The sequence below is a fragment of the Mesorhizobium sp. IMUNJ 23033 genome (genome assembly GCF_044778005.1).
GTDB lineage: Bacteria > Pseudomonadota > Alphaproteobacteria > Rhizobiales > Rhizobiaceae > Mesorhizobium > Mesorhizobium amorphae_A.
Window position 1 is genome coordinate 172,485 of record NZ_JBJACT010000004.1, and the last position, 12,902, is coordinate 185,386.

10 protein-coding genes are annotated in these 12,902 nt (G+C 63.7%); 1 reads left to right on the forward strand and 9 read right to left on the reverse strand.

Annotation, left to right across the window (positions count from 1 at the left end):
• Positions 1-84: 84 nt before the first annotated feature.
• On the reverse strand, positions 85-1,281 hold the full coding sequence (locus ACFX5Q_RS06040) for an acyl-CoA dehydrogenase (protein WP_404276159.1): 1,197 nt from the start codon (positions 1,279-1,281) through the stop codon (positions 85-87).
• A 106-nt stretch (positions 1,282-1,387) separates the two neighbouring features.
• On the opposite strand from ACFX5Q_RS06040, the gene ACFX5Q_RS06045 reads away from it, so the two are divergent.
• Entirely contained in the window at positions 1,388-2,284 is an 897-nt protein-coding gene (locus ACFX5Q_RS06045) for a LysR family transcriptional regulator (RefSeq protein ID WP_404276160.1), read from the forward strand.
• Here the strand turns inward: ACFX5Q_RS06045 and ACFX5Q_RS06050 are convergent, their stop codons facing one another.
• The 8 genes from ACFX5Q_RS06050 to ACFX5Q_RS06085 form a co-directional block, all read right to left on the reverse strand.
• Complete coding sequence (locus ACFX5Q_RS06050) at positions 2,285-4,600, reverse strand: Tex family protein (protein WP_404276161.1); 2,316 nt, start codon at positions 4,598-4,600, stop codon at positions 2,285-2,287.
• Positions 4,601-4,727: 127 nt separating this feature from the next.
• A complete protein-coding gene (locus ACFX5Q_RS06055) occupies positions 4,728-5,906 on the reverse strand; it encodes a serine hydrolase domain-containing protein (protein ID WP_404276163.1) in 1,179 nt (392 codons plus the stop codon).
• Positions 5,907-5,936: 30 nt separating this feature from the next.
• Positions 5,937-7,133 carry a serine hydrolase domain-containing protein gene (locus ACFX5Q_RS06060; protein WP_404276165.1) on the reverse strand — a complete coding sequence of 399 codons (1,197 nt, stop codon included), beginning with the start codon at positions 7,131-7,133 and terminating at the stop codon, positions 5,937-5,939.
• Between the two features lie 64 nt (positions 7,134-7,197).
• Positions 7,198-8,226 carry an extracellular solute-binding protein gene (locus ACFX5Q_RS06065; protein WP_404276166.1) on the reverse strand — a complete coding sequence of 343 codons (1,029 nt, stop codon included), beginning with the start codon at positions 8,224-8,226 and terminating at the stop codon, positions 7,198-7,200.
• A gap of 29 nt (positions 8,227-8,255) precedes the next feature.
• Positions 8,256-9,068, reverse strand: coding sequence for an ABC transporter permease (locus tag ACFX5Q_RS06070; protein WP_192177909.1), 813 nt, complete (start codon positions 9,066-9,068; stop codon positions 8,256-8,258).
• Positions 9,061-9,990 carry an ABC transporter permease gene (locus ACFX5Q_RS06075; RefSeq protein ID WP_404276167.1) on the reverse strand — a complete coding sequence of 310 codons (930 nt, stop codon included), beginning with the start codon at positions 9,988-9,990 and terminating at the stop codon, positions 9,061-9,063. The genes ACFX5Q_RS06070 and ACFX5Q_RS06075 overlap by 8 nt, the downstream gene beginning before the upstream one ends.
• Positions 9,990-11,090: an ABC transporter ATP-binding protein gene (locus tag ACFX5Q_RS06080; protein WP_404276469.1), complete on the reverse strand. Its 1,101-nt coding sequence runs from the start codon at positions 11,088-11,090 to the stop codon at positions 9,990-9,992. Before ACFX5Q_RS06080 ends, ACFX5Q_RS06075 begins: the two co-directional genes overlap by 1 nt.
• Positions 11,091-11,215: 125 nt before the next feature.
• A complete protein-coding gene (locus ACFX5Q_RS06085; protein ID WP_404276168.1) occupies positions 11,216-12,880 on the reverse strand; it encodes an amidohydrolase in 1,665 nt (554 codons plus the stop codon).
• Between the last annotated feature and the right edge of the window lie 22 nt (positions 12,881-12,902).

Here is a 12,902-nt window from a genome sequence, read left to right on the forward strand (position 1 = left end):
AGCGGAGCGTACTCAAGTACGTGAGCACCGGTAGCACAGGAAGTTGCCGTTTGTAGGCCGGCATCACCTGAATATCTACCCAGCTTAGAAAAACGCCTGGATACCCGTCTGAGCCCGTCCGAGGATCAGCGCATGCACGTCATGCGTGCCCTCATAGGTGTTGACCGTCTCCAGGTTCTGCGCGTGGCGCATGACGTGGTAACCGATCTGGATGCCGTTGCCGCCATGCATGTCGCGGGCCTGGCGGGCGATGTCGAGCGCCTTGCCGCAATTGTTGCGCTTGACGATCGAGATCATCTCGGGCGCCAACTTGCCTTCGTCCATCAGCCGGCCGACGCGCAGCGAGCCCTGCAGGCCCAGCGCGATTTCGGTCTGCATGTCGGCGAGCTTCTTCTGGAACAACTGCGTGCCGGCCAGCGGCTTGCCGAACTGCTTACGGTCGAGGCCGTATTGGCGGGCCCGGTGCCAGCAATCCTCGGCCGCGCCCATGGCGCCCCAGGAGATGCCGTAACGCGCCCGGTTGAGGCATCCGAATGGACCGCCGAGGCCCTTGGCATCGGGCAGCAATGCGTCCTCGCCGACCTCGACGCCTTCCATCACCACTTCGCCGGTGATCGAGGCCCTCAAGCTGAGCTTGCCGCCGATCTTCGGCGCCGACAGTCCCTTCATGCCCTTCTCCAGCACGAAACCGCGAATCTCGTCCTTGCCGTTCTCGCCCTTTAACTTCGCCCAGACGACAAACACGTCGGCGATCGGCGCGTTGGAGATCCACATCTTCGAGCCGCTGAGCTTGTAGCCGTTCGCCGTCTTTTCGGCCCGCGTCTTCATGCCGCCCGGATCGGAGCCGGCATCCGGCTCGGTCAGGCCGAAGCAGCCGATCCATTCGCCCGAGGCCAGCTTCGGTAGATATTTCTTGCGCTGTTCCTCCGAGCCATAGGCATGGATCGGATACATGACCAGCGACGACTGCACGCTCATCATCGAGCGGTAGCCCGAATCGACGCGCTCGACTTCACGTGCCACCAGCCCGTAGGTCACATAGTTGGCGCCGAGGCCGCCATATTCTTCCGGAATGGTGATACCGAGCAGGCCCGCCTCGCCCATCTCGCGGAAGATGCCGGCATCGGTCTTCTCCTCGAGGTAGGCCTCCTCGATCCGCGGCGCGAGCTTGTCGGCGGCAAAGGCCGCAGCACCGTCGCGCACCATGCGCTCGTCTTCCGAAAGCTGGCTCTCGATCAGGAAAGGGTCTTCCCAGACGAACGCGTTCTTGTCGGCGGCCATGGCTCGGTCTTTCTAAGAAAAAATTCGAATGCCGGGCTTATCCGCCTCCGCCCCGAAAAAATCAAACGAAATTGCATCACCGATCAATGAGCGTTAGTAATGAATCATGAACGTCCAGCGCCGCCTCTTGCCCAACATCAGCGCCCTTGCCGCCTTCGAGGCGGTGGCGCGCCTCGGCTCCTTCACCGCCGCCGCACGGGAACTCGACCTGACCCAGGGCGCCGTCAGCCGGCAGATCGGGCTGCTGGAAGAGCAGTTCGGCCGCCGGCTGTTCGAGCGCGACAGCCGCAATGTCCGGCTGTCGACGGCAGGCGAAATCTACGCCGAGGCGGTACGCTCCGCGCTTGGCCAGTTGCGCGACGCGGCTCTTGGATTGATGAGCAATCGGCATAGTGGTATCCTGAACCTGGCCATATTGCCGACCTTCGGCACCCGCTGGCTGATGCCGCTGATCCCGGATTTCGTCGCAAGCAACCCCGACATCACCATCAATTTCGTCACCCGCATCGGCCGTTTCGACTTCGCCCGGGAAAGGCTGGATGCCGCCATTCACTACGGCCTGCCCGACTGGCCGGAAGCCGACTCCACGCTGCTGATGCGCGAGACGGTGGCGCCGGTCGTGTCGCCCGAATTCCTGGCTGGGCGCGAGATCGCGACGGCCGCCGATATCGGCCGCCTGCCGCTGCTCCATATGGCGACGCGCCCCGGCGCCTGGACCGAGTGGTTCGAGCATCAGGGGCTGAGCGCGCCGACCGGACCGGGCATGCAGTTCGAGCAATTCGGCACCGCCGCCCAGGCCTGCATGGCTGGCCTTGGCGTGGCGCTGCTGCCGCAGATCCTTATTGCCGGCGAATTGCATCGCGGCCAACTCGTACCGGCGCCGGGCCGCCCGATGCAAAGCCGCAGCGCCTATTATCTCGTCGTGCCGCACGACAAGCGCGGCCATCCGCCCGTCGCCAGTTTTCGCGACTGGCTTCTGGGTCATCTCCCGGTGGAGAAATAACTACTTCCGCTTCAGCGCATCCGCCAATGCGGCGCCGAACGCGCCTTGCTGGGCCGGCCGTTCCGGCTGGCGCTGCGGCGCCGGCGAACGCGGTGCCGGCTTGCCGCCGGTGTCGCGCGGCCCCTTCGATGCGCCACCGTCGCCGTCCTTGCGCATGGAGAGAGCAATGCGCTTGCGCTTGATGTCGACATCGACGACGCGCACCTTGACCACGTCGCCGGCCTTGACCACTTCATGCGCATCCTTGACGAAGCGGTCCGCCAGTTGCGAGACGTGCACCAAGCCGTCCTGATGCACGCCGATATCGACGAAAGCGCCGAAGGCCGCGACATTGGTGACGGTGCCTTCGAGCAGCATGCCGGGCTTCAGATCCTTGATGTCGTCGACGCCGTCGGCGAAGGTCGCGGTCTTGAAGCCGGGGCGCGGGTCGCGACCGGGCTTTTCCAGCTCCGCCAATATGTCGCGCACCGTCGGCAGGCCGAACCGCTCGTCGACGAAGACGCGCGGATCGAGCGCCTTCAGCGCCGCGCTGTCACCCATCAGCGAGCGCAGATCGCGGCCGCAGGCGGCGACGATTTTCTTGGCCACACCATAGGCTTCCGGATGCACGGAGGAAGCATCGAGCGGCTCGCTGCCGTTCGGGATGCGCAGGAAGCCGGCGCATTGCTCGAAGGCGCGCGGCCCAAGGCGGGAGACTTTGAGCAGATCCTTCCGGCTGGCGAACGGGCCGGCCGCATCGCGATGCGCGACGATCGCGTCGGCGAGCGACGCGCCAAGGCCTGAAACCCGCGCCAGCAGCGGCGCCGACGCCGTGTTGAGATCGACGCCGACGGCATTGACCGCATCCTCGACCACCGCTTCCAGCGAGCGGCCGAGCCGGTATTGGTCGACATCGTGCTGGTACTGGCCGACGCCGATCGACTTTGGTTCGATCTTGACCAGTTCGGCCAGCGGATCCTGCAGGCGCCGAGCGATCGACACCGCGCCGCGCAGCGACACGTCGAGGCCGGGAAATTCCGCCGCCGCTGTCGCCGAAGCGGAATAGACCGAGGCGCCGGCTTCGCTGACGATCACCTTGAGCGGCTTGAGACCGCTGTCGGTCGGCAGACCCGACAGCATGTCGGCCACCAGCTTCTCCGTCTCGCGGCTGCCCGTACCGTTGCCGATCGAGATGAGCTCTATCCTGTGCAGGCGGACAAGCTTCGCCAGTTCGGCTTGCGTGCCGCGCACATCGTTTCTGGGCGGGAACGGATAGACCGTCGTCGTCGCCATCAGCTTGCCGGTGCCGTCGACCACCGCGACCTTGACGCCGGTGCGGATGCCCGGATCGAGCCCCATCGTCGGTCGCGATCCGGCTGGTGCTGCAAGCAGCAAATCCTTCAGATTGCGGGCAAAGACGTGGATCGCCTCTTCCTCGGCCCGCTCGCGCAGGTCTCGCATCAGATCGAGCGTCAGGTGCAGCGACAATTTTATGCGCCACGTCCAGCCGGCCACCTCCATCAGCCAGCGGTCGCCCGGCAGGCTGCCACCGATGGCATAGGCGTTGGCGACCATCCGCTCGACCGGCTTCACCGCAGACGCATCGTCGGCATCGACTTCGATGTCGAGCGACAGCACCTCTTCGTTGCGGCCGCGCAGCATGGCGAGAGCGCGATGGCTCGGCACGTTGGCCCAGCGCTCGACATGGTCGAAATAGTCGGAGAATTTCGCGCCGGCCTCCTGCTTGCCATCGACCACCCTGGCGCGCAGGAAGGCGCGCTCCTTCATGTAGGCTCGCAATTTGCCGACCAGATCGGCGTTCTCGGCGAACTGTTCCGACAGGATGTCGCGCGCGCCGTCGAGCGCCGCCTTGGCGTCCGCCACCTCTTCCGTGACATAGGCGAGTGCCAGTTCGGCGGGCACCGCCGAGCGGTCGGCAAGAATGGCTTCGGCCAGCGGCCCCAGCCCACGCTCCCTGGCGATCTCGGCTTTGGTCCTCCGCTTCGGCTTGTAGGGCAGATAAATGTCTTCGAGTTCGGCCTTGGTGGCAGCGGCGGCGATCTTGGCTTCAAGCTCCTCGGTCAGCTTGCCCTGCTCGCGGATCGAACCGAGGATGGTGTCGCGGCGCGCATCGAATTCGCGCAGATAGGCCAGTCGCTCGGCAAGGTCGCGCAATTGCGTGTCGTCCAACCCGCCGGTGACCTCCTTGCGGTAGCGCGCCACGAACGGCACTGTCGCGCCCTCGTCCAGCAGGCCGATCGCCGCCGCTGCTTGCTCTGGCCGCGCGCTGATCTCGGCCGCGATGATTGCCGCGATGCGCTTGATGTCGGATGCCATGCTGCTCTCATGCCTTGTCGAAAAGAGCGGCGACCATAGGCCGGGATCTCCGCGCCGCCAACCGCGCTGTTTTCGCCGGCATGAGAGGTCCACAGGAAAGCGTGCCGCGGGCGAGGCGCGGAACGCCTCAGACCATCCGGCTCAGCGCCTCGAAAAAGGCGACGGCCGCGACATCGAGCGGATCGTCGACCGGCACCGGCTGCGACGACATCTTTGCGATCACCACTTCCGTCTTGGGATCGACGTACAGCCACTGCCCATGGATGCCGATGCCGCAGAAGGCGCCGCTTTGCGCCCCTGTCTGGTACCATTTGTTGCGGTAACGTCCCTGCGGAAACAGGAAGGCCATCGTGCCGCGCTGCCAGGCTTCGGAACTGCCGCCTGTTTCGACCGTGTCGCGCACCCAGGCCTCCGGCACGATGCGGCGGCCATTGGCTGTGCCGCCCTGCCGCATCATCTCGCCGACACGCGCCAGATCGCGCGGCGTCACCGAAATACCGCCGGCCGTGCGCGCCGTCCCTTCCATGTCGACGGTAATCGAGGCTTCGCTCGCCGCACCGAGCGGCAGCCACAATTTCTCGCGCAGCAGATCGGTCAGACGCTGGCCGGAGGCGCGCTCGACCAGCATGCCGAGCAGGTCGGAATTGGGCGAGCGATAGCGGAAGGTCTGGCCATGTGGTTCGGCCAGCCGCTGCAGCGTCAGGATGAATTCGCGCAGGCTTTCCGTGCCGCCGCCCGGGTTCCAGAGCGTGGCGCGGCGATAGCGGGCAAAGGCGCTTTCCGGATCGAGATAGGCCTCTTCGAAGTCGAGGCTGACGCTCATGTCGAGCACATGCCGGACGCTCGCATCGCCATAGGCCGATCCCTTGGCTTCCGGAATGTAACTGATGACAGGTGCTTCCGGATCGAAAATCCCCTCACCTTCCAATATGCCGGCGAGAATGGCGGTGAACGATTTGCTGATCGAGAAGATGATGTGGCGTCCGCCGAAATCCATATGCGGCGCGAACCAGTCGCCAATGATCGTACCGGCCTTCATGATCGTCAGCGCGTCGGTGTCCGAACGCGCGAGGAAGGCCGCCACCGTTTCCGGGCCATTCGCCAGGCTGACTTTTTCGCCAAGCAGACTTCCGAGTTCTTGCCGAGGCGGCTCTGTGCCGCTTGACGCCGCGACAGGCGCGCTTGGCACCAGCTCGCCGACATTCTGGAACGACCAGCGGTTGAACGGGTTTTCGCGCCAGTTGGAAAGCAGCACCGCACTGCGGGCAAAGCCATATCTGGTCTCGAACGCGGTCTTGCCGGTCATGGCATTCCTTCCGGCTCTTTTTCCTGGAGATTAGGCGAGCGCCGCGGCAATGGCGTGCACGGCCTTCAGCGTCGCCACCGAATAGGCGATGTTGGTGAAATCCGGATAGGTCGACAGCTTCACCACCACCATCCTCGTGTCCCAGTCGATATGGATCATCTGCCCGAACACGCCTCGGCACATCAGTGCGCGCGAGCGCGGGTCCTCGATCCAGAACTGGTTGCGATAGCTGCCTTCCGGCAGGCTGGGATTGAAATCCGGCGCATGCTTGCCATTGCGCGTCGTCTCGATCCAGTCGGCCGGCACCACGCCGCCGCCACGGTCGAGGATCAGCTGGCCGAAGCGGCCATAGTCGCGCAGCGTCGCATTGAAGCCGCCGTCGGCCACCGCGTAGCCGGCGCTGTCGACGGTGAAGCAGGCGCTCTCGTCCGCGCCGAGCTTTTGCCAGAGCTCTTCGGAAACCAGTTGCGGCAGCCGCTTGCCGGTCACCCGTTCCATGATGAAGGCGAGCACGTCGGTTTCGATGGAGCGGTACTCGAAAGCCTCGCCGTGCGGCCGGATCTGCTCCTTCAGCCCAAGGATCAGCTCGAACATATGCGACGGCCATTGGAACGCCGGATCGCTGTCCGGCGGCACCGGCTTCCAGCCGCCAGCGACATCGACCTGGCCGATATCGGAATAGGGGTCGGTGTATTCCTCGGAGAAGCGCACGCCTGTGGTCATGTCGAGCACATGCTGCACGCTGGCACCCGCCCAGCCAGTGGACCCGAGCTCCGGCAGATAGGTCGTCACCGGTTTGGCCGGGTCGATCAGGCCGCGTCCTACCAGTATGCCGAACACCGAGGCGGTCACCGACTTCGCCATCGACTGCGACAGATGCAGCGTGCGCTCGTCCATGCCGTTGAAATAGCGCTCATAGGCGACCTTGCCGTCCTTGAGCACGAGGAAACCGTCCGTATAGGTCTCGTCGAGTAGCCCGGCTAGCGTCGTTGCCGAGCCGCTGCTGTCCTCCACCGGCAGCGCGTCGAGATCGACCTCGGCCAGTTCGAGCCGGCGGCGATGGCCGTGCCCGCGCCAGACCTCGGCGGTCGGCAGGAATTCGCGGATGTGCTGGAATGCCCAGCGGTTCCAAGGGCCCCTGTCCCAATCGAGCCGAGGCGGCACCATGGCTGGCGGCGAGCCCTGCATGATCGGCGGCCGCGGATCGGAGTTGCGGTAGGATGTCATCGAGCCTCCCGGAAGCGAAGAAGGGAGGCCAAAAGCCCCCCTTCCATTGGCTTCTAGACCGAACCTATTTGCGCAGGTTGGTCCAGATCTTGTTGTAAATCTCGACCACCTCGGGCGGGCATGGCGGGACGAATTCCGCCGCAGGCGCACCAGCCGGCGGATTGAGTTCCGGCGAGGCCGCGAAATCGGCGGGAAGGAATTTGTGGCTGCCGACAATGCCGTTATCGTAGCCGGCGAATTCCGAGATCAGCGCCGCATTCTCCGGAGCCATGATGAAGTCCTGGAACAGCTTGGCATTCTCGAGGTTCTTGGCGCCCTTCAGCACCGCCACATTGTCCATCCAGCCTTCGATGCCTTCCTTCGGATAGGCATATTTGATCGCCGGGATTTTCTGGCGCGCACGATAGGTGGCGCCATTCCACGCTTGCGTGACGATGACGTCGCCGGAGGTGATCTTGGTGATCGTGTCATAGCTGAAGGTCTTCCACGACGGCTTGGCCGCCATCAGGACGTCGTTGACCTTCTTGAGGTCGGCCTTGTCTGCGCCGCAGCGTGGCACGCCGGCATAGCGCTCGGCCGCATGCATGACGGTGTTGACGTCGTCGAGCATGTTGATCTGGCCCTTCAACTCGTCCGGCGGGTCGAACAGGATCGCCAGCGTGTCGATGTCGCCCTTGAACTTGTCGGTGTTGACTTCGAACGTCGTCGTGCCGAACTGCCACGGCGCGGTGTAGTGACGGCCGCTGTCCCAGTAGATGTCGAGGAAGCGCGGGTCGATGTTCTTGCCGTTCGGCATCGCATTGGGCTCGGTCTTTTCGAGCAGACCCTCGTCGATCATGATCTTCACGGTGTAGTCCGACGGCACCACGATGTCGTAGCCGGAATTGCCGGCGCGTACCTTCGACAACATGGTTTCGTTGGAATCGTAGTCGTCCAGCGTGACCTTGACGTTGTACTGTTTCTCGAACTTTTCGATCAGCTTGGGATTGGTGTAGTCACCCCAATTGTAGATGTGCAGCTCGCCGTCGGCGAGCGCGGGCACCGCCCACAACAGCACTGCCGTCGAAACGGCCGCCATCAGTTTCCTAGACATTTTGTTCTCCTTTGCCTTCCCATTATTATTCATTTGGCGCGCCGGCGCGCGATCAGGAACGATACCGAGACGAAGAGGATCGAGACCAGCAGCAGGATGGTGGAGATGGCATTGATCTCCGGCGTCATCGGCCGCCTGATCTGGTTCCAGATGTAGAGCGGCAGCGTCGTCTGGCCGGGACCGGCGACGAGCTGCGTGATGGTGAAATCGTCGAAGGACACGATGAAGGCGAGCGCGGCACCCGACATGATACCGGGGACGAGCAAGGGCAGCGTTATGCGGCGGAACGCATGCCACGGCGTGGCGTAGAGATCGGCCGCGGCGGCCTCGAGAGTCAGGTCCATGTCCTCGAGACGCGCCCTGATCGGCATATAGGCGAAAGGAATGCAAAAGACGGTGTGGGCGAGGATCAGATTGCCAATGCCGAAATTCAGCCCGAAGGCCCCGGCGATCAGGGCGAAGAAGGACAAGGTCGCTACCGCCGTGATGATCTCGGGGACCATCAGCGGCAGGTTTATCACCATGAAGGCGGCCGGAAGCCCGCGCCACGGTTTCACCCTTGTCATGCCGATCGCCGCCAGTGTTGCGACGATCGTCGAAATGATGGTCGCGCTCGTCGAGATGATCAGCGTGTTCTGGGCGGCGCGGTGGAATTCCTCGTTGAGCAGCGCACTGCCGTACCAGCCGAACCCGACACCCTCCCAATGGGTGACGAGCGAACCCGTGTTGAACGAAAAGATCATCAGGATCAGGATCGGCACGTAAAGCACGCACAGGCAAAGGATGGCGATCGAGCGGAAGCCCGGCTGGTCCTTGATGTCGATGGTGCGGGGGTCAGCCATGCTGGATCTTCCCCGACGTGTTGCGGACGTAGAAATAGAGCGCGACCAGCACCGCGGCCATCAGGATCAGCGCCTGGGCGCAGCCAAGCGGCCAGTTGCGTCCGGAGCCGAACTGCTGGGCGATGAGATCGCCGATCATCAAATGGATGCCGCCGCCAAGGATCAGCGGCGTCACATAGGCGCCGAGGGCCGGAATGAAGACCAGCAGGCAGCCGGCGATGATGCCGGGCAGCGACAGCGGAATGATCACCCGCCAGAGAACCTGCCGCCGTGTCGCGTAGAGGTCGTTCGCGGCCTCGACCAGCCTGAAATCCAGCTTTTCCAGGCTGGAATAGAGCGGCAGGATCATGAACGGCAGGAACGAGTAGAGCAGGCCGAGCTGGATGGCGAAGTTGGTGTAGAGCATGGTGATCGGCTTCTCGATCAAACCAAGCCCCATCAGCGCATTGTTGATGAGGCCCTCGTCGCGGATGATGAACATGATCGCCAGCGTACGCACAAGAAGGTTCGACCAGAACGGAATGGTGATCAAAAGCACCCACCAGTTGCGCTGCGCCGGCGGCCGCGTCGCCATGAAATAGGCGGTCGGAAAACCAAGCAGCAGGCAGATCACCGTCGTCACCACGGCAAACAGAAACGAGCGCAGGTAGATGATCAGGAAGTCCGGCGTGAACTGCAGCGTGTCGTCGAAAATATCGCGCTGGAAGAGGAAGTTCAGATAGGCGTCGGTCGAGAACTTCCATTGCACGCCACCATAGGGTGCAGCCTGGAGAAACGAATAGACGAAGATTATCAGCAGCGGCAGCACGCCGAAAATGCCGATGATGACCAAAGCCGGCAGCGCAAGCAGACGGTTGCGCCAGCTGGTGACCTTTTCCGCCTGGGCTTCGAACATCGCAGCTTTTGAAAGGGTGATCGACATCAGTCCCTCAAGATCCGGGCGCCGTCGTCCTCGAACACGATGCCCACCTTGGCGCCCGGTTCGAATGCCACCGCGCCGGACCGGCTGTTCTGGTGGCGCACGATGAAGTTGTCACCCCCGTCGAGCTTCACGTGGTAGTGGGTGTCGGTGCCGAAATAGACGACATTGGCCAAGATCCCCGCAACCGTGCCCTTGGCCGCATCGGCAACCAGATCCGCATGCTCGGGCCGCACCACGACCGTCACGGCGCCGGAAGGATCGAAACCTTCGGGGAACCCGGCCGCAACCGTTGCGTCGGAGGCAAGCTTTACCGTCGCGACGCCGGATTTCTTCGACACCACGGTGCCCTTGAGGAAGTTGGTCTCGCCGATGAAGTCGGCGACGAAGCGCTCGGCCGGGCGGTCATAGATGTCGCGCGGCGCGCCGACCTGCAGGATCTTGCCCGACGACATCACCGCGATCCGGTCGGACATGGTCAGCGCTTCTTCCTGGTCGTGAGTGACGAAGATGAAAGTGATGCCGGTCTCGTGCTGCAGCCGCTTCAGCTCGATCTGCATTTCCTTGCGCAGCTTGTAGTCGAGCGCGGACAAAGGCTCGTCGAGCAGCAGCACTTTGGGCTGCGGTGCGAGTGCCCGCGCGAGCGCCACGCGCTGCTGCTGGCCGCCCGAGATCTGGCTGGTGCGGCGGCCGGCGAGGGCCTCCATCTTGACCAGCTTCAGCATCTGGGCGACGCGGGCCTGGATCTCGGCCTTCGGCTTGCCCAGCATCTCAAGGCCGAACCCGATATTCTGCGCCACCGTCATATGCGGGAACAGCGCATAGGACTGAAAGACGGTGTTGACCGGCCGCTTGAACGGCGGCAGGGGTGCGATGTCCTGGCCGTAGAGCAGGATCTCGCCTTCGCTCGGAAAGTCGAAGCCGGCGATCAGCCTCAGAAGCGTCGTCTTTCCGCAGCCGGACGGCCCAAGCAGCGTGAAGAACTCATTTTCGCGGATGGCGACGGAGACGGTGTCCAGCGCGGCGACTTGCGCCTCTCCGGTGCCGAACACCTTGCGGACGCCACGCACCTCGATTGCATTCTTACCCGGTTGTTCCGGCACGACTACCCCATTGAGAAAGCCTGCTCTTGGCGGCAGGTTTTGTTCCGGTTTGATTGTCATCACAAGCCAATCGGCTTGGCAACTGTAGAGCTAGACCTTGATCTAAAAGGCAATTCCCATGCCTGTCAGGCTTGATAGGTGATCTTGCCTCCACAGATGGTCGTCACCGGTCGCAACGTATGCAGCGCTTCCGGTGCAGTTGCCTCGATATCGGCCGACAGCGCCACGAGATCGGCCATGTAGCCCGGCTTCAGGCGGCCCTTGCGATGTTCCATGAACTCGGCATAAGCCCCTTCCACCGTGTAGCCGGCAATCGATTCATGCAGCGAGAAGCTCTGGTCCGGCAGCCCCTCTGCCCAAGGTTTGCGCATCACCGCCGCCTGGATGCCCAGGATCGGATCTACCGGCGAGACCGGCCAGTCGGACGCGAACACGACACGCGCACCGGCATTTTTCAGGGTGCGCCAGGCATAGCTCAGCGGCCACTTCTCGCGGCCGATGCGCGAAAGCGTCGGCTCCAGCGGGAAGTTCATGGCGCCGGGCGGATGCGGCGGCTGCATCGAAGCGATGACGCCGAGTTCGGCAAACCGCGGCACGTCCGAGGGGGTGGTGACCTCGATATGCTCGACCCGGTGCCGGCTGTCGCGCTTGCCGTTCGCCTTCTGCGCCGCCTGGTAGCCGTCGAGCACGGCCCGCACCGCGCCGTCGCCGATCGAATGCACGGCGATCTGCAGGCCGCGCCTGTCGGCTTCCACCGCCACTTGCGCGAAGTGCTCTGGCGTGAACAGCGGCTCGCCGCGCCAGCCCGGCCGGTCGGCATAGTCGTCGACCATCACGGCGGTCCATGAATCGAGCACGCCGTCATAGAAGACCTTGACCATACCCGACGACAGCCATTCGGATTTGTAAGCCGCGGCCATACGCGAGGCTTTTTCCAGAATGTCCAGCGTCATGAAATTCTTGAAGTGGAACGGGATCTTCGTCCGGCAGAGCAGCCGCCCTTCTTCTTCCAGGCCGGCAAGCAGTTCGAGCTGGTAGAGATTGCCGTCCATGTTCTGGATCGACGTAATGCCGTGCTGGGCGCACCACTGAAGTCCGCGGTGCATCAGGTCGCGGTCGGCAGCCAGTTCTTCAGCGGATGGATAGGGCTCCGGCTCGCCGCCCGTCAGACCGAGCCGCGTGCGGTTCTGCCCGAAGTGCTCCAGGATCGGGCCGAATGCCTCGCCTTCGCGCAGCTCGCCGGCGGCAAGTCCGTCCGCTCCCATCACGATCTCGTTGCCCGGCCCTAGTTGCCTGCCATGCAGGATGCCCGCCTGCTCCAGCGCCTTGGTGTTCGCCCACATCGTGTGGTGATCGGAAGCCGACATGGCGAAGGGCCGGTCTGGAATGATGCGGTCGAGATGATGACGTGTGACCGGCTCATCGCTCGACAGGATGGAGTAATCGACCCCGGCGCCGAGCAGCAGTCTGGCGTTGGGCCGCGCCGACGCATAGGGGCGGATCGCGTCGCGCAGGGCGTCGAAGCCATGCACGCCTGCAAGATGCAGATTGTCGAGTTCGGCCGCGCCGCCGAAAAGATGCATATGCGCTTCGATGAAGCCGGGCAGGACGGAGCCGCCGCCGGCGTCGATGACGCGGGTGCCTGCGCCTTTGTAGTCCAGCACCCTGGCGCGATCTGCGATCGCAATGATGTCACCGCCCTTGATGGCGATCGCCTCGGCGCGGGGGGTATCGGGATCCATCGTCAAAATGCTGGCATTCTCGACAATCAGATCGGCCGATGGCGGCATAATTTTCTCCCGTTTGAGCTAG

Coding starts and splice junctions, on each gene's coding strand:
- ACFX5Q_RS06085 (WP_404276168.1), bottom strand. CDS start 12,880: ATGCCGCCATCGGCCGATCTGATTGTCGAGAATGCCAGCATTTTGACG.
- ACFX5Q_RS06060 (WP_404276165.1), bottom strand. CDS start 7,133: ATGACATCCTACCGCAACTCCGATCCGCGGCCGCCGATCATGCAGGGC.
- ACFX5Q_RS06075 (WP_404276167.1), bottom strand. CDS start 9,990: ATGTCGATCACCCTTTCAAAAGCTGCGATGTTCGAAGCCCAGGCGGAA.
- ACFX5Q_RS06045 (WP_404276160.1), top strand. CDS start 1,388: ATGAACGTCCAGCGCCGCCTCTTGCCCAACATCAGCGCCCTTGCCGCC.
- ACFX5Q_RS06050 (WP_404276161.1), bottom strand. CDS start 4,600: ATGGCATCCGACATCAAGCGCATCGCGGCAATCATCGCGGCCGAGATC.
- ACFX5Q_RS06055 (WP_404276163.1), bottom strand. CDS start 5,906: ATGACCGGCAAGACCGCGTTCGAGACCAGATATGGCTTTGCCCGCAGT.
- ACFX5Q_RS06040 (WP_404276159.1), bottom strand. CDS start 1,281: ATGGCCGCCGACAAGAACGCGTTCGTCTGGGAAGACCCTTTCCTGATC.
- ACFX5Q_RS06065 (WP_404276166.1), bottom strand. CDS start 8,226: ATGTCTAGGAAACTGATGGCGGCCGTTTCGACGGCAGTGCTGTTGTGG.
- ACFX5Q_RS06070 (WP_192177909.1), bottom strand. CDS start 9,068: ATGGCTGACCCCCGCACCATCGACATCAAGGACCAGCCGGGCTTCCGC.